This window comes from Streptomyces physcomitrii (assembly GCF_012273655.1).
Lineage (GTDB): Bacteria > Actinomycetota > Actinomycetes > Streptomycetales > Streptomycetaceae > Streptomyces > Streptomyces physcomitrii.
This window is the reverse complement of record NZ_JAAWWP010000035.1, coordinates 1-24,894: the sequence shown is the minus strand read 5'-3', so window position 1 is coordinate 24,894 and position 24,894 is coordinate 1. Positions and strand designations below refer to the sequence as shown.

Here is a 24,894-nt window from a genome sequence, read left to right as displayed (position 1 = left end):
GCGTGAAATGCCGGTCAACTCGTTATTTCCGCAGGCCACATGGGGTTCACCCGCCGTTGACGACTGCCGATTGCCGCTGATAGACACACACATCAACCCGCTGGCGTCTCATGATCGACCAGCCACCCTGCGCGAGTGATGACGCGAGGTCACGACCCATGGACAGACAAGATCCACACGGCACGGCCCGATTTCTGACCCGGCTTCAGAGGCGCGGACGCGGTGGCCGCCTGAAGATGCTGGCCGCCTCCGGCGCCGCCGCCTTCGGTCTCACGGCCGCCCTGGCCACTCCGCTCAGCCCCGCCCCGCAGCAGGCGCAAGCCGCGGACGACGGAAAGAAGACGCTGACGGTCGCGGTCGCGCAGAGCGTCGACTCGCTGAGCCCCTTCCTCGCCACCCGCCTGGTGAGCACCAGCGTGCACCGGCTGATGTACGAGTACCTGACGAACTACGACCCGAAGGACAACCACGCGATCCCGGGTCTGGCCACCGACTGGAAGCCCTCCCCGGACAAGCTGACCTGGACGTACACGATCCGCTCCAACTCGAAGTGGTCGGACGGCAAGAAGGTCACCGCCGAGGACGCGGCCTGGACCTTCAACAAGATGATGACCGACGACGGCGCCGCCACCGCGAACGGCAGCTTCGTCGGGAACTTCGAGAAGGTCACGGCGCCGAGCGCGACCGAGCTGGTCATCAAGCTGAAGAAGCCGCAGGCGACGATGGCGGCGCTCGACGTGCCGATCGTGCCCAAGCACGAGTGGGAGTCGGTGGAGGACTTCTCCAAGTTCAACAACGACAAGAAGTTCCCGATCGTCGGCAACGGTCCGTACGTGGTCACCGACTACAAGGCCGACAGCTATGTGCGCCTGAAGCCGAACAAGTCCTTCTGGCGGGGCGCGCCCAAGTTCGACGAGCTGGTCTTCAAGTACTACAAGGACGGGGACGCCGCCGTCGCCGCCCTGAAGAAGGGCGAGGTCTCCTTCGTCCAGGGCCTGACTCCCGCCCAGGCGGCGGCGCTTGAGGGCCAGAGCGACATCAAGGTGAACGACGCCCCCGGCCGGCGCTTCTACTCCATCGCCACCAACCCGGGCGCCCGCTCCAAGGACGGCGAGAAGTTCGGCAACGGGCACCCCTCGCTGCTCGACCAGAAGGTGCGCAAGGCGCTCTTCCTCGGGGTGGACCGCAAGACCATCGTGGACAAGGTCTTCCAGGGCCACGCGGTCGAGGGCAAGGGCTATATCCCGCCCCGCTTCACCTCGTACTACTGGGAGCCCTCGGACAGCCAGGAGTGGGCCTACGACCCGAAGGCGGCGGGCCGGCTCCTCGACGAGGCCGGGTACAAGAAGAACGGTGACGGCAAGCGCGTCGGCAAGGACGGCAAGCCGCTGAACTACCGCATGCTGTGCCACGCCACCGACCCGAACGACGCGGCGGTCGGCAAGTACCTCAAGGAGTGGTGGGGCGAGCTGGGCATCGGCCTCAAGCTGAACTGCCTGGACAACGTCACCGACCCCTGGCTCGCCGGGGAGTACGACCTCGCCTTCGACGGCTGGTCGGTCAACCCCGACCCGGACTTCGTGCTGTCCATCCACACCTGCGACGCGCTGCCCGCGACGCCCAAGGACACCGGGGCCACCGACAACTTCATCTGCGACAAGAAGTACGACCAGCTCTACGCCAAGCAGCTCGCCGAGTACGACGAGGCGAAGCGGGCCACGCTGGTCAAGCAGATGGAGTCGCGGCTCTACGACACGGGCTATATGAGCGTCATGGCGTATCCGAACGCCGTGGAGGCCTACCGCACCGACCAGATCAAGTCGATCACGACGATGCCGGAGAAGGCCGGGAACATCTACGGCCAGGACGGCTACTGGAGCTGGTGGTCGGCGACCCCCGCGGACTCCGACGACTCCTCCGGTTCCTCCAGCTCGACGGGTGTCGTGATCGGCATCGTCGCGGCGGTCGTGGTGCTCGGCGCTGCCGGGGCCTTCTTCGCGGTCCGCCGCCGCTCCACGGCCGAGGACCGCGAGTAGCGACCCGTCCGCCCGCACCGAGGACCAGCGAACCACGGGGCCCGAAGAGCCCGCCGGAGGAAGACCGTATGGCAGCAGCTGACAGCACTTCGGCGCTCGTGGGGGAGGTGAAGCCCGACGGTCCGGTCAAGGCCGGGCCGTCGGGCCGCGCCTCCCGCGGGCGCGGCACCACCGCGTATCTGCGTTATGTGGCGGGCAAGCTGGGCGGGGCGGTCGTCTCGCTGTTCGCCGTCCTCGTCACCAGCTTCTTCCTGTTCCGGCTGATCCCGGGCGACCCGGTCAAGACCATGACCGGCGGCAGGCAGGTCTCCGCCGAGCAACTGGCCTCCTACCGCAAGGAGTTCGGCCTCGACCTGCCGCTGTGGGAGCAGTTCACGCACTACTGCGGCCAGGCGCTCACCGGGGACCTGGGCACCTCGTACCAGTTCCGCGCCCCCGTGAACGACAAGATCATGGAGGCGCTGCCGAACACGCTGCTGCTCACCGTGACCTCCTTCGTCCTCTACACCGCGCTCGGCGTCTTCCTGGGCACCCGCTCGGCCTGGCGCCGCGGAGGGCTCGGCGACCGGGCGAACACCGGGCTGGCGCTGCTCCTCTTCTCGGTGCCGGCCTTCTGGCTCGGCCTGCTCCTGATCATCGTCTTCGGCGTCGGCATGGGCCCGGTGCCCGGCCTCTTCCCGACCGGCGGCATGGAGTCGGGGAACGAGGAGGGCTTCGCGTACGTCCTCGATGTGGCGCACCATCTGGTGCTGCCGGTGATCACGCTGGTGGCCGTGGAGTACGGGCAGACGCTGCTCGTGACGCGGTCGGCGCTGCTCGACGAGATGGGCAGCGACTATCTGACCACCGCCCGGGCCAAGGGCCTGCGGGACGACCTGGTGCGCCGCAGGCACGCGGTGCCGAACGCGCTGCTGCCGACGGTGACGCTGATCTTCGTCAACCTCGGCCGGGTGGTCGCCGGGACCATCCTGGTGGAGACGGTGTTCTCCTGGCCCGGCCTCGGCGGCCTCTTCTACCAGGCGCTCAGCGTGCCCGATCTGCCGCTGGTGCAGGGCCTGTTCTTCTTCTTCGCGGCCGCGGTGATCATCATGAACACCCTCGCCGACCTCCTGTACCCGCTGCTCGACCCGAGGGTGGCCCGATGACGACCGAATCCACCGCCCCCGACGAGCGGGTCCCCGAGGGGCCCCCGCTCGGGGAGGAGAAGAGCGCCCCGCCCCGCCTCGGCAGCGCGCGGGCGCTCGCCTGGCGGCGCAGGCGGCAGTCGGCGGCGCGCTTCTGGCGGGAGTACCGCCGCCACCGGGCCGGGCTCGCCGGACTCGGTCTGCTGCTGCTCTTCGCGGCCGTCGCGCTCACCGCGCCCTGGACCGTCGGCTCCGACGTGCAGAGCGTCACCGACGCGCCGGGCCGCCCGATGGAGGAGCCCAGCGCCGAATTCCCCTTCGGCACCGACCAGTTCGGGCGCAGCCTGTTCGGTCTCGTGCTCTGGGGCTCCCGGGTCTCGCTGCTGGTGGGCCTGCTCGCGGCGGCACTCTCGGTCGCCATCGGCGCGCTGGTGGGCATCACCGCGGGCCACTTCAAGGGCTGGTACGCGACCGTCATCATGCGGGTCACCGACTGGTTCCTGGTGATGCCGGCGCTGGTCTTCGCGGTCGCCCTCGCCACCGTGATGGAGCGCTCGCTGCTCACCGTCATCGTCGCCATCGGCGTGACGGCCTGGCCGACCACCGCGCGCCTTGTCCGGGCGCAGACGCTCGCCGTGGAGTCCCGGCCCTACATCGAGCGCGCCAAGGCGCTCGGCGGCGGCCACCGGCACATCATGTCCCGGCACGTCCTGCCCAATGTGATGCCGCTGGTGCTCGCGCAGACCACGCTCGGCATCTCCAGCGCGATCCTCACCGAGGCCACCCTCGCCTTCCTCGGCCTCGGCGACCCCTCGCTCACCTCCTGGGGCGGGCTGCTCCAGGACGCCCGCCAGGCCGGTGCGGTCAGCTCGGGTCACTGGTGGTACCTGGTGCCGCCGGGCCTCGCCATCGCCCTGGTCGCGCTGGCCTTCACGCTCTGCGGCCGGGCCGTGGAGTCCGTACTCAATCCCCGGCTGGGGGTGGCCCGATGACGCTCACCAAGGGCGGGCAGCTGCTGGAGGTCAAGGACCTGAAGGTGACGTACGCGGGCGGCGCGGCCGCGGTCCGCGGGGTCGATCTGAGCCTGGCCGCGGGCCAGAAGCTCGGCATCGCGGGCGAGTCGGGCTGCGGGAAGTCCACCCTCGCGCTCGCCCTGCTGCGGCTGCTGCCGCCCGGCGCGAAGGCCACCGGGCAGGTGCTGCTCGGCGGCGAGGACGTGCTCGCCATGAAGTGGGGCCGGGTCCGCGCGGTGCGCTGGGCGGGCGCCTCGATCGTCTTCCAGGGGGCGATGCACTCGCTCAACGCGGTGCACAGGATCGGCGACCAGATCGCCGAGCCGATCGTGCTGCACAAGCAGGCCACCCCGGCGGGCGCCCGCCGCAAGGCGCGCGAACTGCTGGAACTGGTGGGCCTGCCCGGCGCGCGCGCCCAGGCCTATCCGCACGAGCTCTCCGGCGGTCAGCGCCAGCGGGTGATGATCGCGATGGCGCTGGCCTGCGATCCGGCGCTGATCATCGCGGACGAGCCGACCACCGCCCTGGACGTGATGATCCAGGCCCAGATCCTGCGCCTGATCGAGCAGTTGGTCAGCGAGCAGGACGTCGGCCTGATCATGATCAGCCACGACCTGGCGGTGCTCTCCGACACCTGCGACCGGCTCGCGGTGATGTACGCGGGCCGGATCGTGGAGGAGGGCCCGGCCCGGGAGGTCTACGAGGCGGCCGAGCACCCCTACGGCAAGGCGCTCTCGGCGGCCTTCCCGCGCATCGGGGACCCGGGCTCGCGGTTCGCCCCGCGCGGACTGCCGGGCGATCCGCCGGACCCGTCGGCGCTGCCCGGCGGCTGCACCTTCCACCCCCGCTGCCCGGTGGCGCTGGAGGTCTGCGCGGGCCAGGACCAGGAACTGCGGGTCGCGGGACCCGGCAGGCAGGCGGCCTGCGTGCACGTGGGCGCCGCCGAGGACGCGAGGAGCGGTTCATGACGACCACCACCGGCCCCCTGCTCACGGCCTCCGGGCTGCACATCGCCTTCCCCGGGCGGCGCGGGGCGGCCCGGGCGCGCGCCGTGGACGGCGTCGACCTGGACATCGCACCCGGCGAGATCGTCGCCCTGGTCGGCGAGTCCGGCTGCGGCAAGACCACCCTCGCGCGCTCGCTGCTCGGCCTGGTGCCGCCGACCGGCGGGCAGGTCACCTTCGCCGGGCAGGCCCTGGACTACTCGGGGCGCGCGCTCAAGTCCTACCGGAAACGCGTGCAGTTGATCCTCCAGGACCCGAGCGGCTCGCTCAATCCGCGGCACACGGTGTACGACGCGGTGGCCGAGGGGCTGCGCATCCACGGCTACCGGGGCGACGAACAGGCCGCCGTGGCGGGGGCGTTGTCCCGGGCGGGCCTGCGTCCCCCGGAGCGGTTCTTCCTGCGTTATCCGCACGAGCTGTCCGGCGGTCAGCGCCAGCGCGTGGTGATCGCCGGGGCGCTGGTCCTGGAGCCCGAACTCCTCGTCGCCGACGAGCCGGTGGCCTCCCTGGACGCCTCGGTACGCGGCGAGATCCTGGCCCTGCTGCTGAGCCTGCGGGACGAACTGGGCCTGTCCGCACTGGTGGTGACGCACGACCTCGGTCTCGCCTGGAACATCGCGGACCGGGTGGCGGTGATGTACCTGGGCCGCATCGTGGAGACCGGCGCCGTCGAACAGGTCCTGACGGCCCCTCAGCACCCGTACACCCAGGCGCTGTTGTCGGTGCTCCCGGAGGCCGACGGCGAGCCGGTGGTGCTCACCGGGGAGCCGCCGGACCCCTCCCGGATCCCCGGCGGCTGCCGCTTCCACGCCCGCTGCCAGATCCTCGCGAGCGGGGAGGCCGAGCGGGCCGGGGTGGCGGGAGCCTGCCGTACCGAGGAGCTGCCGGTGCTCGCGGGCGGCAGCGCCGAGCAGGTCGCCTGCCACTGGGCCGCGGCCCGCGGGAAGGGCGCGGGGCGGAAGGCGGACTGAGGCGCCCCCTCAGGGCCCCGGGGGTCAGTGCCGGGGCGCGCTCGCTCCCGCGAGGAGTTCGCGGGAGCGCCGCACATCGGCGGAGATCGCTTCGAGCAGGGCGCCGATCGAGTCGAACTTGGCCTGGCCGCGTACGAAGGCGAGGAAGTCGACGGCGACGTGCAGCCCGTACAGGTCGAGGCCGACGCGGTCGATGGCATACGCCTCCACGGTGCGCTCGGTGCCGTCGAACTGCGGGTTGGTGCCCACCGAGATGGCCGCGGGCATCGCCTCGCCCTCGACCTGGAGCCAGCCCGCGTAGACCCCGTCGGCGGGGATCGCGGTGTGCGGCAGGGTCTCGACATTGGCGGTGGGGAAGCCGAGTTCCCGGCCGCGCTGGGCGCCGCGGACCACCACTCCCTCCACGCGGTGCGGGCGGCCCAGGATCTCGGCCGCGCCCGCCACCTCGCCCTCGGCGACCAGGCGCCGGGTCATGGTGGAGGAGAAGGGCTTGCCGCCGCCCGCCTCGCCGGTGACGAAGAGGTCGACGACCTCGACCTCGTAGTCGTAGGTGGCGCCGAGTTCGCGCAGGAAGTCGACATTGCCCGCGGCCTTGTGCCCGAAGCGGAAGTTGGGGCCCTCCACGACGCACTTGGCGTGCAGCCGGTCGATGAGCACCTTGACCACGAAGTCGGCGGCCGACAGCCGGGAGAACTCGGTGGTGAACGGCAGGATCAGCAGGGCGTCCACGCCCAGCTGGGCCATCAGGTCGGCACGGCGGTGGTGCGGGGCGAGCAGCGGCGGGTGGCTGCCGGGGCGCACCACCTCGCTCGGGTGCGGGTCGAAGGTGACGACCACCGAGGGCACGCCCAGCTCCCGCGCGCGCTCCACGGCGCGGCCGATGATCAGCTGGTGACCGCGGTGCACCCCGTCGTAGGACCCGATGGTGACGACGCTGCGCCCCCAGTCCTCGGGGATCTCCTCCAAGCCACGCCAGCGCTGCACTGTGACCTCTCCTCGAACCCGTGTCAGTGGTTGTGGCGGTTGCCTTTCCGCAGCTCTAAGAGTGCCATGCCGAGGGGTGACGGCCCGCATCGGCATGGGGCGGTGAGGCGCGCCGCACACGGGACGAGCGGCGGATACGGGTAGCGGGCGCCCCGCCGGGCGGCGATGGGCCCGGTGTGTCAGCCGATGTCCGGTACCTCCGGCCACGGCGGCGAGGCCCCGGCCGGGAGGTCAGACGGCGACCGGCTCCGCCGCCAGGTTCTCGATGGTGCGGCGGGCGCCCGGGCCGAGCAGCGGCGACCAGTTGCCCGGGGCCTCGCCGAGCCACCGGGCGAGCAGGGCGGCGAAACCGGGCACCCGGCGGGCCAGCTCCACCAGCCCCCGGTCGAGCCGGGCCGCGCCCTGGGGACTGCGGGCCATCCGCAGCCCCGTACGGTGCACCAGCTCGCGGGTGGCCGGATCGCCGCGGTCCTCGGCGCTCTCGGCGAGCGCGCCGAGCAGCCGGACCAGGACCTCGGGGTCGTGCTCGCCCTCGATCAGGAACTCCAGGAGCTCCGCGCGCAGGGCGCGTGAGGCGGCGGTGCCGTGGCTGCCGGCCGTCGCGGCGATCTCGGCCCGCACCTCGGCGGGCTCCTCCCGGAGCACCTCGGTGACCAGGGGCAGCAGCACCGAGCGTGCCGAGTCGCCCTGTTCCAGGCGCTGTTCGAGATAGGCGGCGACCGCGGGCGCCAGCTCGGGGCGGCGCCGCAGCACCTCCCGGACGAGGGTGGCGACCCGGCGTGAGGAGGCGGGCGAGGTCACCTCGGCGAGCGCGGTGAGCAGTTCGGTGGCCTCCGCCCGGCCGCCGGAGCGCAGCAGCCGGGTGCGGCAGGAGGCGAGCACCGCCTCCGGGTCGGTGGGCAGCGCGAGCAGCAGGGCCTCGAAGGGCAGCCGGGCCTGGCCGGTGGCGAAGTGCCGCAGCGCCTCGGGCAGATACCGGCCGCGGGTCAGCGGGTCGCGGACGAGCAGGGCGAGGGCGCTGCCGTGCAGGGTGCGGTCGCCGGCGCGCTCCAGGAGGGCGAGCGCGGCGAGGCGCAGCAGCTCGCGGTCGGCGTCCAGGCGGGCGTGCCGGGCCACCAGGGTGCCGTAGGCGGACGCGGCGACCTGGCGGGCCGGGCGCTCGTCGTGCGCCCAGCGGTCGACGGCGCGGCACAGGGCGGAGGGTTCCTCCTGGGCGAGGGTGGCGAGCAGTTCGTCCGCGCGGACGTGGGCGCAGTCCACCAGCGCCTCGACCAGCTCGTCCAGGGCGAGCCCGCGGTGGGTGTGCAGCAGGGCCTGGGCCGCGGCGGCGACGGTGGCCGCGGGGGTGGCGGCGAGCTTGCGTTCGTCGCCGAACCAGTCGGTGAGCCTGCGCTGGCGGGAGACGGGGTCGGCGCGCAGCAGGGCGGCGACGGCGTCCAGGTAGCGGGTGTCGCTGCCGGGCGCGCCGTCCGCGACGACCAGGCGGCGCAGCAGGTCGAAGCGCTCCTCCTCGGGCAGCGCGAGAGCGGCCCAGAAATCGGGCCCGAAGTCGCCGGGCGTCCGGCGGCCCTCGGTGCGCCAGACCACCACCCGGCCCGCGAGCATCCGCAGCACGCTCAGATGGGGGCGGGCGTCCGGGGAGCGGGTCAGCGCCTCGGCGAGCAGCCGCGCGGACCACCAGACGGCGTCGCCCGCCGCCGCCTCGCCGTGCTCGCCGACCTGGGTCAACTCGTCGGTGGCCTCGATCAACTCCGCGAGGTGGGCGCCGAGTCGGGCCGGGCCGCGCTCCCGGCCGAGCAGCAGCATGGCCTGCACCACGGGCCCGATCCGGTGCCGGGGCAGCGGGAGCGGAGGCTCCGGCTGCGGGGGCCGCCTGCGCTGGCTCCGGCGTCTGCGCTGCTGCGGTACGGCGGACCTGGGCGCGGGGGCCTCCTCCGGCCGGGTGCGGCGAGCGTGGACCAGGGCCCGCAGGGCGGCGTCCAGGTCGAGGTGGGTGCCCTGGATCCAGTCGCCGACCTCCTCGTCGGCGAAGCGGTAGCCCTCCCCCGCCGGGACGAACAGGCCCTCGGCGAGGACGGCGGCGGCCCAGCCGGTGGACCAGGGGAACAGCTCCTCGAAGCCGGCCCGGTCCAGCTCGCCCTGCCCGGGGGCCAGGCACCGGCGGGCGGCCTCGTGCACCTGCCCGGAGACACGGGCGGCGAGCCGGGCCACCGCGCGGCCCCCGGTGGGCTGCTGCCGCTGCGCGAGCCGGGCCGCGATCCGCAGGCAGACCAGGTCGAGGTGGGCGCCGAGGATCTCCTCGCCGGTGGGTCTGCCGGGCGCCTGTCCCGGCATGGCCCGGCGTACGTCGGCGAGCAGCCGCAGGGCGAGCGGATGGCGTGCCCCGGCCGGGTCGAGGGCCGAGGCGTCCAGCCCGTGCAGGGCGCGCAGCCGGCTCGCCTCGGTCCCGGTGAGCGGGCCGAGCCGTACGCAGGCGGGGAGTTGCCCGGTGCCCCGGCCGTACAGCTGCCGGGCCGGGAAGTGCGCACCGGCCTGCTCCCAGTGCTCGGCGCGGCAGGCGACGACGAGTTGGGCGCCGGTGTCGCGCAGCCAGCCGGAGCCGGCCGCGCTCCAGTCGGCGAGCCGCTGCGCCAGGGCGGCCGGCATCTCCTCGGGGCCGTCGAGCAGGAGCAGCAGCGGGCGCCCGGCGTCGCGGGCCAGCCGGGCCACCCGGTCCGGCGAGATGTCCCCGAAGGCGCGTCGGTGCCCGGTCGGCCCCCTCAGCCCCTCGGGGGCGCGCTCGGCCTCGGGCGTCCGGGCGGCGGCGCGGGGCCGCGCTCTGCCCTGGCCGTCCTCCCGGCCGCCCGGGGCGCCGGTGCGTGCCGTCCGGCCCGGGGCGGCGGGGCCCGTCGGTTCGGTGCCGCGTGGGGCGGTCGCGGGCCGGAGGGCGCCGCGCTCCTGGGGGTCCGTACCGGTGGGGTCCGGGTGGTCGGCCTCCGCGCCGGGTGCGGGGGACGCGGCGGCTGCGGCGGAGGCGGCGAGGATGCGCGCCGCCCGGTTCAGCGCGCGGGCGACCGCCTCCGCGATCGACTCGTCGTCGGCGCGCAGATCGGCGCCGCGCAGCCACAGGGTGGGGCCCGGGCTGCTGCCGCCGGCGCGTTGCGCGGCGAGGGCGGCCAGCTCGGTGGTACGTCCGCTGCCGGGGGCGCCGACCAGGCCGAGGACGGCCCGGTCACCGGCCAGGAAGTCCCGGAACTCCTGTGCCACCAGGGGGCGTTCGACATGCAGCGGGCAGGGGCGGGGGCCGTCCGAGCCGGTGGCCGTGGCGGTCAGCTGGAGGACGCCCGCGAGGTTGAGGTCGGCGCCGAAGCCGGGCACGGTGGCCGCGTTGCGGGCCAGCAGCCGCGCGATCGGGCCGCCCGGTTCGCCCGCGGCCGCGTCCCGGGGGGTGACCGCGAAGCCCGCGGCGCCGTGCCCGGCCTGCAGGGCGCTGCCGAGGACGGCGAGCACCGAGCCGGTGGCGGCGTCCAGGACCGGGCCCCCGGCGGCGTGCCCGCCGAGCCGGAGCGCGTCGCTGCCCTCGGTGCCGACGGCCAGTTCGACGGCGCCGGTGACCAGGTGGAAGCGGTCGGTGGAGGTGTAGGTGACCGGGGCCCGCCCCAGCACCCGGGCCTCGCGCCAGCCCTCGGCGGCGATCCGCACGTAGGAGCCCGCGGGGATGGAGTCGCGCACGGTCACCGGGAGCGGGGGCAGGTCGAGGCCCTCGGTGCGGATGAGGGCGAGGTCGGAACCCGGGACCTCGGTGACGGCCTCCGGTGTCACCACGCAGACGCGGTCGCCGGGGGCGTGCAGCACCAGCCGGGGCAGTCCGTCGACCGCCTCGTGGCTGGTGAGCACGGTGCCGTCGGCGTCCGCGGCGAAGCCCATGCCGCGGACCCGCCCCGCCAGGTCGCAGATCCGCACCAGGGCCCCGCCGAGATCGCTCTCCTCGGCCGTCCGCGCGTCCCGTTCCGCCATATGTCCTCCCCGCCGTGCGCCCCCGACGCCCTCGACGGTAGGCGGCGGATGATCAGCGGGACAGGGATCCGGGCGAACGCGCCCCCGGCGCTCCCCCGGTTCGCTCCGAGCGCCTGCACGATGGGGTGAACCGGCAGCTCAACGGGGTTGCCGCCCGCCGCGGCGGGCAGGCGGCGGCCACCGGTTCAGGAGAAGACGGCGAGGCTCTTGGCCTTGCCCTTCAACTCCTCGACCAGGACCAGGAATTGGCCCTCGGGCCCGAAGACGGCGACCGGTCCGCGGCCCGCGTAGCTCTCCGGCATGTCCAGCCGGACACCGTGGCCGAGGAGTTCGGCGCGGCGGGCGTCGACGTCCCAGCGCGGGAAGGCGGCGGCCGCGGCCTCGGCGACCGGCATCACGGTCAGCTCCTCCTGGAGGGCGTCCAGGGTGCGCGCCGCCTCGAGGCGGTAGGGCCCGACCCGGGTGCGCCGCAGCGCCGTGAGGTGCCCGCCGGTGCCGAGCGCCGCGCCGAGGTCGCGGGCGAGCGCGCGGATGTACGTACCCGAGGAGCAGGTCACCGAGACGACGAGGTCGGTGACCGGGGTGCCGTCCTCGGCGCGGGCCTCGCGCAGGTCGTGGACGAGGAAGGAGGAGACGGTCACCGGACGGGCCGGGATCTCGAACTCCTCGCCCTCCCGGGCCCGCTTGTAGGAGCGCTTGCCGTCGATCTTGATGGCGCTGACCTTGGACGGGACCTGCATCAGCTCCCCGGTCAGCTTCGCCACCTCGGCGTCCACCGCGTCCCGGGTGATCCCGGAGGCGTCCGCGGCGGAGGTGATCTCCCCCTCGGCGTCGTCGGTGACGGTGTCCTGGCCGAGCCTGATGGTGCCCAGGTACTCCTTCTCGGTCAGCGCGAGGTGGCCGAGGAGCTTGGTGGCCCGCTCCACGCCGAGGACCAGCACGCCGGTCGCCATCGGGTCGAGGGTGCCCGCGTGCCCGACGCGGCGGGTGCGGGCGATGCCCCGCATCTTGGCCACGACGTCGTGCGAGGTGAAGCCCGACGGCTTGTCGACGATGACAAGGCCGTCGGGCGTCCTGGTGGTCTGCTGCCTCATGAAGAGCTGTCGCCGTCCCCGTCGTCCGTGGCGGCACCGTCCTCGGCGTTCTCGGCGTCTTCGTCGCCGGGCTTGCGGTACGGGTCCGCCTCCCCCGCGTACCGGGCTCCGGCGGAGGCCTCGCGGACCTTCTCGTCGGAGGCCCTGGCCTTGTCGAGGAGGTCCTCGATGGTGCGGGCGTTGTCCGGCAGCGCGTCGGCGACGAAGGCGAGGGTCGGGGTGAACTTCACCCCGGCCGCCTTGCCCACCTCGCTGCGCAGCACGCCCTTGGCGCTCTCCAGGCCCGCCGCGGCGGCGGCCCGCTCCTCGTCGTCCCCGTACACGGTGTAGAAGACGGTCGCCTCCCGCAGGTCACCGGTCACCCGGGTGTCCGTGATGGTCACATGCGATCCGAGCCGAGGGTCCTTGATGCCCCGCTGGAGCTTGTTGGCCACCACCTCCCGGATGAGGTCCGCCAGCCTCTTCGCCCGCGCGTTGTCGGCCACTGGTCCGTCTCCCTCTTCTTTCCTGGGTCTTCGACCGGGTGGCTCGCGCCCGCCCCGGTCTCCGGCCGAGCGGCCGGTTCAGTCGTCCTCGCCGTGGAAGCGCCGCCGCACGGACAGCAGTTCCACCTCCGGGCGCCCCGCGACAAGTCGCTCGCACCGGTCGAGTACCTCGGTCAGGTGTCCGGCGTCACCGGACACCGCGGCAAGGCCGATCACGGCCCTGCGGTGCAGATCCATGTGGTCGACCTCGGCCGCGCTCACCGCGTACTTGCGGATGAGTTCGGCGACGATCGGGCGGACCACGGAACGCTTCTCCTTCAGCGACCGTACGTCGCCGAGCAGCAGATCGAAGGACAGAGTCCCCACATACATAGAAGCCCGGATGACCCGCCGGTACGGGATCGGCGCCCTGCCTTCCTCGGCAGGGACAGCCAAACCGTACACGCAGCGGCCGGGGCCGATCGACGGAGTTTCCTCCCCGCCGACCGGCCCCGGACCGCTTCACGCAGCACGCTCCCGGACGCCGCCCCGGACCCGGCCGCCACGAGGGCGGACCGTGTCCCGGGCGGTGGGCCCGGCCGCGTCAGACGCGCGGCTTCTCGCGCATCTCGTACGTCGCGATGACGTCGTCGACCTTGATGTCGTTGAAGTTTCCGAGGTTGATACCGCCCTCGAAGCCTTCCCGGATCTCGGTGACGTCGTCCTTGAAGCGGCGCAGGCCCTCGATGTTGAGGTTCTCCGCGATGACCTTGCCGTCGCGGACCAGGCGGGCCTTGGTGTTCCGCTTGACCTCGCCGGAGCGGATGAGCACACCCGCGATGTTGCCCAGCTTGGACGACTTGAAGACCTCGCGGATCTCCGCCGTGCCGAGCTCGACCTCCTCGTACTCCGGCTTGAGCATGCCCTTGAGGGCCGCCTCGATCTCCTCGATCGCCTGGTAGATGACCGAGTAGTACCGGACGTCCACGCCCTCGCGCTCGGCCATCTGCGTGGCACGCCCGGCGGCGCGCACGTTGAAGCCGATGACGATGGCGTCGGAGCCCATGGCCAGGTCGATGTCCGACTCGGTGACCGCACCGACACCGCGGTGCAGGACCCTGATGTCGACCTCTTCGCCGACGTCCAGCTGGAGCAGCGAGGACTCCAGGGCCTCGACCGAACCGGAGGCGTCGCCCTTGATGATGAGGTTGAGCTGCTGGACCTCGCCCGCCTTGAGCACCTTGTCCAGGTCCTCCAGGGACACCCGGCGGGTGCGCTTGGCGAACGCGGCGTTGCGCTCACGGGCGGCACGCTTCTCGGCGATCTGACGGGCCGTACGGTCCTCGTCGACGACGATGAAGTTGTCGCCGGCGCCCGGGACGTTGGTCAGACCCAGGACCTGGACCGGGGTGGACGGACCGGCCTCGTCGACGTTGTTGCCGAGGTCGTCGAGCATGGCGCGGACACGGCCGTAGGCGTCGCCGACGACCATGGTCTCGCCGACCCGCAGGGTGCCGCGCTGGACCAGGACGGTCGCGGTGGCACCGCGGCCCTTGTCCAGGTGGGCCTCGATCGCGATGCCCTGCGCGTCCTGCTCCGGGTTGGCCCGCAGGTCGAGCGAGGCGTCCGCGGTCAGGACGACGGCCTCCAGGAGGCTGTCGATGTGCAGACCCTGCTTGGCGGAGATGTCGACGAACATGGTCTCGCCGCCGTACTCCTCGGCCACCAGGCCGAACTCGGTCAGCTGACCGCGCACCTTGGTCGGGTCGGCGCCCTCGACGTCGATCTTGTTGACCGCGACCACGATCGGCACCTCGGCCGCCTTGGCGTGGTTCAGGGCCTCGATCGTCTGCGGCATCACACCGTCGTTGGCCGCCACCACGAGGATCGCGATGTCGGTCGACTTGGCACCGCGGGCACGCATGGCGGTGAACGCCTCGTGACCCGGGGTGTCGATGAAGGTGATCTTCCGCTCTTCCGCGTTGACCTCGGTCGTGACCTGGTAGGCACCGATGTGCTGGGTGATGCCGCCGGCCTCGCCCGCGATGACGTTGGTCTTGCGGATGGCGTCGAGCAGGCGGGTCTTGCCGTGGTCGACGTGACCCATGACGGTCACCACCGGCGGACGGGAGACCAGCGCGGCCTCGCCGCCCTCGTCCTCGCCGAACTCCAGGTCGAAGGACTCGAGAAGCTCGCGGTCCTCCTCCTCGGGGCTGACGATCTGGACGGTGTAGTTCATCTCGGACGCCAGCATCTCCAGCGTGTCGTCCGTGACGGACTGGGTCGCCGTGACCATCTCGCCGAGGTTCATCATCACCGCGACCAGCGAGGCCGGGTTGGCGTTGATCTTCTCGGCGAAGTCGGTGAGCGAGGCACCGCGCGACAGGCGAATGGTCTCGCCGTTGCCGCGGGGCAGCATCACGCCGCCGACCGACGGGGCCTGCATGGCCTCGTACTCCTGGCGCCTCTGCCGCTTCGACTTGCGGCCACGACGCGCCGGACCGCCGGGACGGCCGAAGGCGCCCTGCGTGCCACCGCGGCCACCGGGACCGCCGGGACGGCCACCGAAGCCGGGACGGCCACCGCCGCCGCCGAAGCCGCCGCCACCACCGGGACGACCGGCGAAACCGCCGCCGCCACCGGGACGACCGGCACCGCCACCGCCACCGGGACGGCCGGCGAAGCCGCCACCGCCGCCGGGACGACCGCCACCGCCGCCCGGACGGCCACCGCCGCCGGGACCGCGACCGCCACCGGGACCGCCGCCGGGGCGGGGACCGGCAGCCGGACGCTGCGGCATCATGCCGGGGTTCGGACGGCCGGGACCGCCGGGGCCGGCGCCGGGACGCGGGGCCTGCGGGCGGGGCATGCCGCCCGGGGTCGGACGACCGGCACCGGGGCCGGCCTGCGGACGGGGCGCACCCTGACCGCCCTGGCCCTGCGGGCGGGGGGCTCCGCCGGGAGCACCCTGGCCGCCGGGACGCGGCGCACCGCCGGGACGGGGCGCCTGGGGGCGCGCCATGCCGGTGGATCCGCCGGAGGTGAAGGGGTTGTTGCCCGGACGGGGACCCGCGGGGCGGGCACCGCCGGGACGCGGGGCCTGGCCGCCCGGACGGGCACCCTGGCCACCGGGACGCGGGGCACCGCCGGAGGCGGGACGCTCACCGCGGCCGGGCGCCTGGCCCTGACCGCCGCCCTGGCCGGGAGCGGCCGGACGGGCACCGGGCTTCGGCGCACCGGGGCGGGCGCCCGGACGGGCACCTGCCGCGGGACCGGAGGACGGTGCGGCGGGCGGGGCCGTGAACTCCGGGGCACCGGCCGAGGCGGCCGGTGCGGCTGCCGCGGGCTTGGGCGCCGCGGGCGGCTTGGGACCCGGCGTCGGCCGGGGGCCGGGGGCCGGCTTCTCGGCCGCCGCAGGCTGGGGCGCTGCCGCCGGCTTCGGGGCAGCGGGACGGGCCGCCTGCGCCGGGGAGGGCGCGGCGGGCGTCGGGGTGCTGTCCGCGCGCTTGGCGGCGGGCGCGGAGGTCTTGCGGGGGGCGGGCTTGCCGGACTTGCCGGAACCGCTGCCCTGCTCGAATGCGTCGGTCAGTTTGCGTACGACAGGCGCCTCGATCGTCGAGGACGCCGAACGGACGAATTCACCGAGTTCTTGGAGCTTGGCCATGACGACCTTGCTCTCCACGCCGAACTCCTTGGCGAGTTCGTATACCCGGACCTTAGCCACTTCGCTCCTTTTAGGTCCGGGTTACGCCGGACCGTCGCTACTTCATGGGCGTACTCATCGCGTACTCATCGAGTGCTCATCGCAATCTCGACCTACTTCCGACTCGCGAGGTACCGGACCGCACAGGGGATTCCGTACGGCACGTCGTGCGGTGTAGCCGGTCAGCCACCGTCTTCGGCGGCCGAGCGGCTGCTGTCCTCGATGTCCCGGCGGAGGGCCGCGGTGTCGAGCGGCCCCTTGACCCTGAAGGCCCGGGGGAACGCCCGGCGACGGATCGCCGAGTCGAGACAGACCGGGGCGGGGTGCACATACGCGCCCCGGCCGGGCAGCGTACCGCGATGATCGGGGACGCATTGCTCCCCGCTCAGCACGATCCGCAGCAGATCGCTCTTGGCCGCTCGCTCCCGGCACCCCAGACAGGTGCGCTCGGGGCATGCCCGGGTGTGCGTCCGGCCAGACATCGTTAAGTCTACCTCCTGGGACCGACCCCACCCGATCGGGGGAAGAATCGAACGGGTGTCTGCGGCAACATGACCGGATCTCTGCGATCCGGGGGCACGATACGGCGCCGGGGCGCCCTGCCGCCCGGGAATTACCGGGCGTCCTCCGGGGCCGCCGCCTGCTCGGTGTCCGGCCGGATGTCGATGCGCCAGCCGGTCAGCCGCGCGGCGAGGCGGGCGTTCTGCCCCTCCTTGCCGATGGCGAGGGACAGCTGGTAGTCCGGCACCGTCACCCGGGCGGAACGCGCCGCGAGGTCGACGATCTCGACCTTGGAGACCCGGGCCGGGGAGAGCGCGTTGGCCACCATGTCGGCCGGGTCCTCGGACCAGTCGACGATGTCGATCTTCTCACCGTTCAGCTCGGCCATGACATTGCGCACCCGCCCGCCCATCGGGCCGATGCAGGCGCCCTTGGCGTTCAGTCCGGAGCGCACCGAGCGCACCGCGATCTTGGTGCGGTGGCCCGCCTCGCGCGCGATGGCGGAGATCTCGACGGAGCCGTCGGCGATCTCCGGCACCTCCAGCGCGAAGAGCTTCTTCACCAGGTTCGGGTGGGTCCGCGAGAGCGTCACCGAGGGCCCGCGCACCCCCTTGGCCACCCGGACGACGTACGAGCGCAGCCGCATGCCGTGCTGGTAGTCCTCGCCGGGGACCTGCTCCTGCACGGGCAGGATGGCCTCCAGCTTGCCGATGTCGACCAGGATGTTCTTCGGGTCGCGGCCCTGCTGCACCACGCCGGTGACGATGTCGCCCTCCCGGCCTGCGTACTCGCCGAGGGTGGCGTCGTCCTCGGCGTCGCGCAGCCGCTGCAGGATGACCTGCTTGGCGGTGGTCGCGGCGATGCGGCCGAAGCCGGAGGGGGTGTCGTCGAACTCGCGGGGCTCCTGGCCCTCTTCGAGCTCCTCGTCCTCCTCCTTGGCCCAGACCGTCACATGCCCGGTGCTGCGGTCGAGCTCCACGCGGGCGCGGCGGCGGCTGCCCTCGGTCCGGTGGTAGGCGATCAGGAGGGCCGATTCGATCGCCTCGACCAGCAGGTCGAAGGAGATCTCCTTCTCCCGGACCAAGCCCCTCAAAGCACTCATGTCGATATCCACGGCTACGCCTCCTCTGCCTCTGCGTCCCCGGCGCCGGTGGCGCCCGCTGCGCTGCTGCTCTTGCGGTTGAACTCGATCTCCACGCGCGCCTTGGCGATCTCCTCGAAGGCGAGCCGGCGGGCGGTGGGCCTGCGGCCCTTGACGCCGGGCACCTCCAGGTCGAGACCGTCCCGGTCCGCCGTCAGGATCCGGGCGGTCAGCTCGCCGCCCTCGGCCAGCTGGAACTTCACCAGGCGCCCGGTCGCGCGGGCGTAGTGCCGGTGCTCGGTCAGCGGGCGGTCGGCTCCGGGGGAGGTCACTTCCAGGACGTACTCGCCCTGTCCCATGGCGTCGTCCGCGTCGAGCCGGTCGGAGATCTCACGGCTCAGCTCGGCGCAGGTGTCCAGGAGCACGCCCTCGTCGGAGTCGACCACGATGCGCAGCACACGCCGCTTTCCCGCCGGGGTCACCGTGATCTCCTCGAGATCCAGGTCCTTGGAGGTGACGAGGGGCTCCAGGAGTTCCCGCAGCCTCTCGCTCTGGGTGGTGCTCATCCGGGTGACTCCTCGGCCGCGTGTGCTGTTGTGGGAAGGTCGCGTGTCGGTCAAGGGTATCGGTTCGCCGGGGGTGTCGCGGCCATCCTCCGGGCCGCTTCGGCCGCTCGGGCGGGTGTCGCCGGATGGACGAGCCGATGGCGGTGGCGGCGCGAATCCGACGGTACGGTGATCACGCAATCACACCAGCAGCAGTCCGCTGTGCGAACTCCCGAGGACGTACGCCGTGCCGCACCCCGAGTCGCCACCCGCCCGTCCCGGGCAGCCGTCAGCCACCGGCCCCGGACCGGGGCGAAGGTCCCTCCTCGTCTGCGCGGGCGGCACGGGCCTCCTGCTGCTCGCGGGCTGCTCCACCGGATCCGGTACCGAGAAGGGCCGCGCGGCCGACGCCGACCAGCGCGCCCGCGCCCGCGCGGCACGCGACAGCGCCCTCCTCCTCGACCAGTACGACGCGGTGATCGCCGCCCATCCGCGGCTGACCGCGCGGCTGACCCCGCTGCGCACCGAGGTCGCCCGCCATGTGTCCGCGTTCGGCGGCGGCGCGCAGGCGGGCGCCGAGGCCGCGACCCCGCGCCCGTCCGCCGCGATGGGCTCCCCTTCTCCGGAAGCCGGCGTACCGGAGAAGGAGGCGGACGCGCTCGCCTTCCTCGCCCGGAACGAGAAGACCCTCACCGAACGCAGGGAGGCCGCGCTGACCGCCGCCCCCGGCGAGACCGCCCGGCTGCTCGCCTCGGTGGCGGCCTGCGGCGCCGTCCACACGTACTTCCTGACGACACGTGCTTCCTGACGACACGCGCCTCCTGACGCGCGGCGGACTTCTTCCTGACGAAGGGACGGTGACCCCCATGGCGCCTCGTGACGGGCTCTCGGGCGAAGGGCCGGTGATCGCGGAGCGCGCCTCGGCGGGCGGGACGGAGGCGGCGGACGGCAGGGCCGGGGCGGCGGACCGGAGGGCGCGGGCGGTCGCGGACGACAAGGCCGAGCAGGCCCGGCTGCGCGCCGTGCAGGCCGCGCTCGCCGCCGAGCACGCGGCGGTGTACGGCTACGGCGTCGTCGGCGGGCGCATCGGCAAGGACGGCAAGGCGCAGGCCCGCGAGGGCTACGAGGCCCATCGCGCCCGGCGGGACGCGCTGCGCCGCAGCGTGCGCGACCTGGGCGCGGCGCCCCGGCCGGCCGCCGCGGGGTACGCGCTGCCCTTCCCGGTCACCGACGCGGCCGCGGCCCGGCGGCTCGCCGCGGAGCTGGAGGACCGGGTGGCCGCCGTCTACTCGGACCTGGTGCGCGCCGTGCCCGGCGAGGAGCGCAAGGAGGCGGCGCGCGCGCTGCGCGAGGCAGCGGTGCGGGCAGCGCGCTGGCGGGACGGGAGCGTAGCCTTCCCTGGTCTCTCCGAGCGGCCGGCGAAGAAGGTGTCGGACGGCACCGCGACCGCCGGGCAGGCGCCGCAGACGTAGGACCGCCGGGCGGCGGCAGGGGAAGGAAACGACTCGCGCATGGCTTTCGCACCGCCGCAGCGCCTCGTCAGAGCACTGGGCGAGACACCGGCCTCCGGGGCCGGGGAGATCGCCGACTGGCTCCACCGCCTGCCCGCACTGGCCGAACAGGCCGTCGCCGCACGGGAGTCGACCGCCGAGCGGGTGCAGGTGCCGGGCGGCCGCAGCAGCCTGGTGGTCTTCGTCCGCCGGGCCGACGGCTCCCCCGCGGTCCTGAAGCTGGCGCCCCCGCGCGCCCGCCCCGAGGCGGAACGCGCCGCCCTCGCCCACTGGGGCGGCCTCGGCGCGGTACGGCTCCTCGACGACGGTCCCGGCGGCGAGGAGAACGGCGCCCTGCTCCTGGAGCGGCTGCACCCCGATGTGTCGGTACGGACCCTGCCCGAGGCCAAGTCGATGCTGGAGGCGGCGGGCACCCTGCGCCGCCTGTGGGTGCCGCCGCCCGAGGGACACCGCTTCGAGACGGTGGCCGCGCGCACCGGGCGGCAGGCCGAGGCCATGGCGGCGGACGCCCGCGCGGATCCCGACCTCGCCCCGCTGGTGGACGCCGCGCTGGGCGCCCGGCAGGAGCTGCTCACCGCCCCGCCGCAGGAGCACCTGCTGCACGGCACCTTCCGGCAGAGCAAGGTACTCGGCGCCGAACGCTCCCCCTGGCTCGCGGTCGGCCCCGACCCTGTGGTCGGCGAGTGCGCCTTCGACCTGGCCCGGCTGGTCCGCGACCGGGTGGAGGACCTGATCGCCTCGCCCTCGGGCCCCGCGACCACCCGGCGCCGGGTCAAGCGGCTCGCCGAGTCCCTGGAGCTCGACCAGGAACGGCTGCGCGGCTGGACCCTGTTCCGCGCGGTGGAGTCGGGCGTGCGGGCACGGCGGGTGGGGCGGGAGCAGGACAGCGAGTTGCTGATGGAGTTCGCGGGGTGGTTGTGAGTCGGGGTGGTTGTGAGTCGGGGTGCGAGGGCGGGGAGGTGCCGGGGGCGGGGGTGCGAGGGTCGGGCGCGCGGGAGCGAGAGCGCGAGGGTCGGGGGCGCGAGAGCGGGAGCAACTGACGGGTGACAGCCGACGGGTGACAGCCGGCAGTTGGCGGATGACGGGTGGCGGATCACAGGTGACGGATATCAAGTGACGGATGACAGATGACGGATTTCACTATCTGTCATCCGTCAGCTGTCACCTGTCATCGGCCCCGTTCCCCCCACCCCCCGGCGCTCCACACCCCCCGGCACTCCACACCCCACGCACCCCGCCCCCGTACCCACCCCTCAAGCAGTAAGCCGCCCCACAGCCTCCTCCACCGTCAGCTCCTCCCGCTCCCCCGTACGGCGGTCCTTGAGCTCGACGATGCCCTCGGCGGAGCGGCGGCCGGCGACCAGGATGGTGGGCACGCCGATCAGTTCGGCGTCGGTGAACTTCACGCCGGGCGAGACCCCCGCGCGGTCGTCGACCAGGACGCGCAGCCCGGCCGCGCCGAGCCGTTCGCCGACCTCCAGGGCGAGTTCGGTCTGCAGCGCCTTGCCCGCGGCGACCACGTGCACCTCGGCCGGGGCCACCTCGCGGGGCCAGCACAGGCCCTGCCCGTCGGCGCTCTGCTCGGCGAGCGCGGCGACCGCGCGCGAGACGCCGATGCCGTACGAGCCCATGGTGACCCGGACCGGCTTGCCCTCCTTGCCGAGGACGTCGAGCTGGAAGGTGTCGGCGTACTTGCGGCCGAGCTGGAAGATGTGGCCGATCTCGATGGCGCGGTCGAGGACGAGGCCGGTGCCGCACTGGGGGCAGGGGTCGCCCTCCTCGACCACGACCACGTCTACGTACTCGTCCACCTCGAAGTCCCGGCCCGCGACGACGTTCTTCGCGTGCTTGCCCTCCTTGTTGGCACCGGTGATCCAGGCGGTGCCGGGGGCGACGCGCGGGTCGGCGAGGTAGCGGACCTTCTCCAGGCCCTGCGGTCCGACATAGCCGCGCACCAGGTCCTCGCGGCCCACGAAGTCCTCGGCGGTGACCAGTTCGACCTCGGCGGGCGCCAGGTGCTCGCCGAGCTTGCCGAGGTCGACCTCGCGGTTGCCGGGCACGCCGACGGCGACGATCTCCCCGTCCACCTTGACCAGGAGGTTCTTCAGGGTCGCCGCGGCGGGCACCCCGAGGTGCTCGGCGAGCGTCTCGATGGTCGGGGTGTCCGGGGTGTCCAGCTCCTCGACCGCGCCGTGCTCGCCCTCGGCCGGGGTGAGCGCGAAGGTGACGGCCTCGGTGTTGGCGGCGTAGTCGCAGTGCGGGCAGTCCGCGAAGGTGTCCTCGCCGGCGGCCGCGGGGGCGAGGAACTCCTCGGAGGCGGAGCCGCCCATCGCGCCGGAGACCGCGGAGACGATGCGGTAGTCGAGGCCGAGGCGGGCGAAGATCTTCTGGTAGGCCTCGCGGTGCAGGCGGTAGGACTCCTCGAGCCCCTCGTCGCTGACGTCGAAGGAGTACGAGTCCTTCATCTGGAACTCGCGGCCGCGCAGCACCCCGGAGCGGGGGCGGGCCTCGTCGCGGTACTTGGTCTGGATCTGGTAGAGCATCACCGGCAGGTCCTTGTAGGACGTGCACTGGTCCTTGACCACGAGGGTGAAGATCTCCTCGTGGGTGGGGCCGAGCAGATAGTCGGCGCCCTTGCGGTCCTGGAGGCGGAAGAGCAGGTCGCCGTACTCCTCCCAGCGGCCGGACTCCTGGTAGGGCTCCTTGGGCAGCAGGGCCGGGAGCAGCACCTCCTGGGCGCCGATGGCGTCCATCTCCTCGCGCACGATGCGGGAGATGTTGTCCAGGACCCGCTTGCCGAGCGGCAGCCAGCTCCAGATGCCGGCGGAGGTCCGGCGCACATAGCCCGCGCGGACCAGCAGCTTGTGGCTCAGCGTCTCGGCGTCCGCCGGGTCGTCGCGCAGCGTCTTGATCATCAACTGGGACATGCGCTGGACCTGGGCCATGGTGATCTCCTGCTACGAAAGGGTGATGGCGAGAGGTTAGCCGGGCGGCGGGGGCCGGTGGAAATCCATAACCCGCCCGCGGTACGCCCGGTGGCCCGCCCTCGCGCCTCAGGGCCTGCGCAGCGGCAGCGGCGCGCCCATCACCGCGTACGGCCGGGGCGCGCTCGGGAAGTGCACCCGCCGGGCGAGGTCCTGGTAGCCGAGGGAGCGGTACAGGGCGCGGGCCGGGCTCTCGACGTCGATGGCGGAGAGGATCGAGCGGGGTTCGTCCGCGGTGTCGGTGATCCGGGTGATCAGCGCACGTCCGGCGCCCCGCTTCTGGTGGCCGGGGTGGACGTGCAGCTCGGTGATGACGAAGGAGTGGTCGAGCCAGCCCTGGTGGCCCTGGGTGCTGAGGTGGGGCTCGACGACGGTGGACCACCAGTGCAGGCGGTCGTTGGGCATCCCGTAGACGAAGCCGACCAGGGTGCCGTCCTCGGTGGTGGCGCCGAGGGCGCGGGCGCCGGGGAAGGTGAGGTGGCGCAGCACGATCTGGCGCCGCACGTTGACCTCTTCCGGGCCGAGCCCGAAGGCCTCGGCCTGGACCGCGAGCGCCTCGTCCACGCGGGCGGCGAGGTCCAGCGGTCCGATGAGGATGTCGGAGGGCCGTCCGGGTGTGCAGATGCGCAGCATGCCGGGGAGACTACCCCGCCAAAACCCTGGCCAGCAGGGGTTTCGCCGGGGTCGGGGGTACCTGCGGGGGCCGGGTCAGAAGAGCACGCTCATGAAGGAGCCGGTCTCCTGGAAGCCGGTCCTGCGGTAGGTGGCGCGGGCGGCCTCGTTGAAGTCGTTGACATAGAGGCTGACCACCGGGGAGACCTCGGCGAGGGCGTAGCGCAGCACGGCGGCCATGCCGGGGGCGGCGAGGCCCTTGCCGCGGTGTTCGGGGGCCACCCACACGCCCTGGATCTGGCAGGCCCCCGGGGTGGCGGCGCCGATCTCGGCCTTGAAGAGGACCTGGCCGTCCTCGTCGATCCGGGCGAAGGAGCGTCCGGCGGCCACGAGTTCGGCGACCCGGGCCTGGTAGAGCAGTCCGCCGTCCCCGGCCAGCGGGGAGACGCCGACCTCCTCGGTGAACATGGCCACGCAGGCGGGCATGATCGTCTCCATCTCGTCCTTGCGGATGCGCCGGACGTACGGATCGGGCTCGGCCTCGGTGGGCAGCCGGTCGGTGACCATCAGGGGCTGGTGGGCGCGGACCTCGCGGGCCGGTCCCCAGTGGGGTTCGAGGTGCTTCCACAGCAGGGCGGTGGGCTCGGCGGGGCCGACGATCGAGGAGCAGCGGCGGCCGGCCCTGCGGGCCCGGTCGGCGAAGGCGCGCACGGCCTGGGGGGTGGCGCAGATGGGGACCAGGTTGGCGCCCGCGTAGCACAGCGAGACCAGCATGCCGTCCTCGTACCAGCCCCACATCTCGCCGCCGAGGCGCCAGGGGTCGAGGCCCGCGACATGCACCCGGGACGCCACGAAGGCGTTGGCCACCGGCTCGCGGTCGAGTATCGCGAGGGCGGCGTCGAGGTCGCCCGGGTCGAGGACCCGGGTGGCGGTCTGCGTCAACACGTGCGGAGCGGCCTCACCAATACGGTTGCTGGTCTTGGCACTGTACCCGCCGGAAAACCCCGGTGCCGCCCGATCGGCGGGCGGCCCGGGGCCACCGCCCGGGGCGGGTCAGCTGACGGAGATCTCGGGTTCGCCGGAGGGGATGCCCTCGGCTTCCATCTGCTCGGCGATCTTCATGGCCTCCTCGATCAAGGTCTCCACGATCTTCGACTCCGGGACGGTCGCGATGACCTCGCCCTTCACGAAGATCTGCCCCTTGCCGTTGCCCGAGGCCACCCCGAGATCCGCCTCCCGCGCCTCACCGGGACCGTTGACCACACACCCCA

Annotated in this window: 20 protein-coding genes and 1 pseudogene; 8 read left to right on the top strand and 13 right to left on the bottom strand. The window is 73.5% G+C overall.

Features of this window, described 5'->3' with window-relative positions:
* Nucleotides 1-158 precede the first annotated feature (158 nt).
* The 5 genes from HFV08_RS30235 to HFV08_RS30215 all read left to right on the top strand — a co-directional run bounded on the left by HFV08_RS30235 (nt 159) and on the right by HFV08_RS30215 (nt 6,148).
* Nucleotides 159-2,036: an ABC transporter substrate-binding protein gene (locus HFV08_RS30235; protein ID WP_168543760.1), complete on the top strand. Its 1,878-nt coding sequence runs from the start codon at nt 159-161 to the stop codon at nt 2,034-2,036.
* Nucleotides 2,037-2,104: 68 nt separating this feature from the next.
* On the top strand, nt 2,105-3,181 hold the full coding sequence (locus HFV08_RS30230) for an ABC transporter permease (protein WP_168543759.1): 1,077 nt from the start codon (nt 2,105-2,107) through the stop codon (nt 3,179-3,181).
* Nucleotides 3,178-4,152 carry an ABC transporter permease gene (locus tag HFV08_RS30225; RefSeq protein ID WP_168543758.1) on the top strand — a complete coding sequence of 325 codons (975 nt, stop codon included), beginning with the start codon at nt 3,178-3,180 and terminating at the stop codon, nt 4,150-4,152. Before HFV08_RS30230 ends, HFV08_RS30225 begins: the two co-directional genes overlap by 4 nt.
* On the top strand, nt 4,149-5,141 hold the full coding sequence (locus tag HFV08_RS30220; protein ID WP_040247629.1) for an ABC transporter ATP-binding protein: 993 nt from the start codon (nt 4,149-4,151) through the stop codon (nt 5,139-5,141). The genes HFV08_RS30225 and HFV08_RS30220 overlap by 4 nt, the downstream gene beginning before the upstream one ends.
* Entirely contained in the window at nt 5,138-6,148 is a 1,011-nt protein-coding gene (locus HFV08_RS30215; protein WP_168543757.1) for an ABC transporter ATP-binding protein, read from the top strand. Before HFV08_RS30220 ends, HFV08_RS30215 begins: the two co-directional genes overlap by 4 nt.
* 24 nt (nt 6,149-6,172) lie before the next feature.
* On the opposite strand, the gene HFV08_RS30210 is transcribed toward HFV08_RS30215, so the two are convergent.
* The 9 genes from HFV08_RS30210 to rimP form a co-directional block, all read right to left on the bottom strand.
* Nucleotides 6,173-7,132, bottom strand: a complete 960-nt coding sequence (locus HFV08_RS30210) for a bifunctional riboflavin kinase/FAD synthetase (protein ID WP_078844773.1) — start codon at nt 7,130-7,132, stop codon at nt 6,173-6,175.
* 231 nt (nt 7,133-7,363) lie between these two features.
* Nucleotides 7,364-11,128: a trypsin-like peptidase domain-containing protein gene (locus HFV08_RS30205; protein ID WP_168543756.1), complete on the bottom strand. Its 3,765-nt coding sequence runs from the start codon at nt 11,126-11,128 to the stop codon at nt 7,364-7,366.
* Between the two features lie 185 nt (nt 11,129-11,313).
* Complete coding sequence (gene truB, locus HFV08_RS30200; protein WP_168543755.1) at nt 11,314-12,222, bottom strand: tRNA pseudouridine(55) synthase TruB; 909 nt, start codon at nt 12,220-12,222, stop codon at nt 11,314-11,316.
* Nucleotides 12,219-12,707: a 30S ribosome-binding factor RbfA gene (gene rbfA / locus HFV08_RS30195; RefSeq protein ID WP_168543754.1), complete on the bottom strand. Its 489-nt coding sequence runs from the start codon at nt 12,705-12,707 to the stop codon at nt 12,219-12,221. Before rbfA ends, truB begins: the two co-directional genes overlap by 4 nt.
* A gap of 78 nt (nt 12,708-12,785) precedes the next feature.
* The gene (locus tag HFV08_RS30190; RefSeq protein WP_040247645.1) at nt 12,786-13,079 is read right to left on the bottom strand and encodes a DUF503 domain-containing protein; all 294 of its coding nucleotides are present in this window, start codon (nt 13,077-13,079) and stop codon (nt 12,786-12,788) included.
* A 211-nt stretch (nt 13,080-13,290) separates the two neighbouring features.
* Entirely contained in the window at nt 13,291-16,410 is a 3,120-nt protein-coding gene (gene infB, locus HFV08_RS32445; protein WP_168543753.1) for a translation initiation factor IF-2, read from the bottom strand.
* 161 nt (nt 16,411-16,571) lie between these two features.
* Nucleotides 16,572-16,871, bottom strand: coding sequence for a YlxR family protein (locus tag HFV08_RS30180; protein WP_168543752.1), 300 nt, complete (start codon nt 16,869-16,871; stop codon nt 16,572-16,574).
* Nucleotides 16,872-17,002: 131 nt separating this feature from the next.
* Nucleotides 17,003-18,004, bottom strand: a complete 1,002-nt coding sequence (gene nusA, locus HFV08_RS30175) for a transcription termination factor NusA (protein ID WP_168543751.1) — start codon at nt 18,002-18,004, stop codon at nt 17,003-17,005.
* 2 nt (nt 18,005-18,006) lie between these two features.
* Nucleotides 18,007-18,537 (bottom strand): ribosome maturation factor RimP, encoded by a 531-nt coding sequence (rimP, locus tag HFV08_RS30170; RefSeq protein WP_168543750.1) that lies wholly within the window; start codon nt 18,535-18,537, stop codon nt 18,007-18,009.
* 226 nt (nt 18,538-18,763) lie between these two features.
* On the opposite strand from rimP, the gene HFV08_RS30165 reads away from it, so the two are divergent.
* The 3 genes from HFV08_RS30165 to HFV08_RS30155 are packed head-to-tail and all read left to right on the top strand — an operon-like array spanning nt 18,764 to nt 20,948.
* On the top strand, nt 18,764-19,324 hold the full coding sequence (locus tag HFV08_RS30165) for a hypothetical protein (protein ID WP_312885890.1): 561 nt from the start codon (nt 18,764-18,766) through the stop codon (nt 19,322-19,324).
* A gap of 58 nt (nt 19,325-19,382) precedes the next feature.
* Nucleotides 19,383-19,988 carry a DUF4439 domain-containing protein gene (locus HFV08_RS30160; protein WP_168543749.1) on the top strand — a complete coding sequence of 202 codons (606 nt, stop codon included), beginning with the start codon at nt 19,383-19,385 and terminating at the stop codon, nt 19,986-19,988.
* A gap of 39 nt (nt 19,989-20,027) precedes the next feature.
* A complete protein-coding gene (locus tag HFV08_RS30155) occupies nt 20,028-20,948 on the top strand; it encodes an aminoglycoside phosphotransferase family protein (RefSeq protein WP_168543748.1) in 921 nt (306 codons plus the stop codon).
* A gap of 332 nt (nt 20,949-21,280) precedes the next feature.
* Here HFV08_RS30155 and HFV08_RS30150 read toward each other — a convergent pair whose 3' ends face one another.
* From HFV08_RS30150 to HFV08_RS30135, 4 genes and pseudogenes are all read right to left on the bottom strand, one after another.
* The gene (locus HFV08_RS30150) at nt 21,281-22,972 is read right to left on the bottom strand and encodes a proline--tRNA ligase (protein WP_168543747.1); all 1,692 of its coding nucleotides are present in this window, start codon (nt 22,970-22,972) and stop codon (nt 21,281-21,283) included.
* A gap of 108 nt (nt 22,973-23,080) precedes the next feature.
* The gene (locus HFV08_RS30145; RefSeq protein ID WP_168543746.1) at nt 23,081-23,644 is read right to left on the bottom strand and encodes a GNAT family N-acetyltransferase; all 564 of its coding nucleotides are present in this window, start codon (nt 23,642-23,644) and stop codon (nt 23,081-23,083) included.
* Nucleotides 23,645-23,719: 75 nt separating this feature from the next.
* Nucleotides 23,720-24,568, bottom strand: a complete 849-nt coding sequence (locus HFV08_RS30140; RefSeq protein WP_168543745.1) for a GNAT family N-acetyltransferase — start codon at nt 24,566-24,568, stop codon at nt 23,720-23,722.
* Between the two features lie 108 nt (nt 24,569-24,676).
* Nucleotides 24,677-24,894, bottom strand: a pseudogene (locus HFV08_RS30135) (flavodoxin-dependent (E)-4-hydroxy-3-methylbut-2-enyl-diphosphate synthase); the annotation flags it as partial.

Bases quoted from the DNA above. Each gene is read 5' to 3' on its own strand.
- HFV08_RS30160 (WP_168543749.1), top strand. From the start codon at position 19,383: ATGGCGCCTCGTGACGGGCTCTCGGGCGAAGGGCCGGTGATCGCGGAG.
- HFV08_RS30215 (WP_168543757.1), top strand. From the start codon at position 5,138: ATGACGACCACCACCGGCCCCCTGCTCACGGCCTCCGGGCTGCACATC.
- HFV08_RS30225 (WP_168543758.1), top strand. From the start codon at position 3,178: ATGACGACCGAATCCACCGCCCCCGACGAGCGGGTCCCCGAGGGGCCC.
- HFV08_RS30220 (WP_040247629.1), top strand. From the start codon at position 4,149: ATGACGCTCACCAAGGGCGGGCAGCTGCTGGAGGTCAAGGACCTGAAG.
- HFV08_RS30205 (WP_168543756.1), bottom strand. From the start codon at position 11,128: ATGGCGGAACGGGACGCGCGGACGGCCGAGGAGAGCGATCTCGGCGGG.
- truB (WP_168543755.1), bottom strand. From the start codon at position 12,222: ATGAGGCAGCAGACCACCAGGACGCCCGACGGCCTTGTCATCGTCGAC.
- HFV08_RS30230 (WP_168543759.1), top strand. From the start codon at position 2,105: ATGGCAGCAGCTGACAGCACTTCGGCGCTCGTGGGGGAGGTGAAGCCC.
- rimP (WP_168543750.1), bottom strand. From the start codon at position 18,537: ATGAGCACCACCCAGAGCGAGAGGCTGCGGGAACTCCTGGAGCCCCTC.
- HFV08_RS30235 (WP_168543760.1), top strand. From the start codon at position 159: ATGGACAGACAAGATCCACACGGCACGGCCCGATTTCTGACCCGGCTT.
- HFV08_RS30190 (WP_040247645.1), bottom strand. From the start codon at position 13,079: ATGTATGTGGGGACTCTGTCCTTCGATCTGCTGCTCGGCGACGTACGG.
- HFV08_RS30145 (WP_168543746.1), bottom strand. From the start codon at position 23,644: ATGCTGCGCATCTGCACACCCGGACGGCCCTCCGACATCCTCATCGGA.
- HFV08_RS30180 (WP_168543752.1), bottom strand. From the start codon at position 16,871: ATGTCTGGCCGGACGCACACCCGGGCATGCCCCGAGCGCACCTGTCTG.
- HFV08_RS30155 (WP_168543748.1), top strand. From the start codon at position 20,028: ATGGCTTTCGCACCGCCGCAGCGCCTCGTCAGAGCACTGGGCGAGACA.
- HFV08_RS30150 (WP_168543747.1), bottom strand. From the start codon at position 22,972: ATGGCCCAGGTCCAGCGCATGTCCCAGTTGATGATCAAGACGCTGCGC.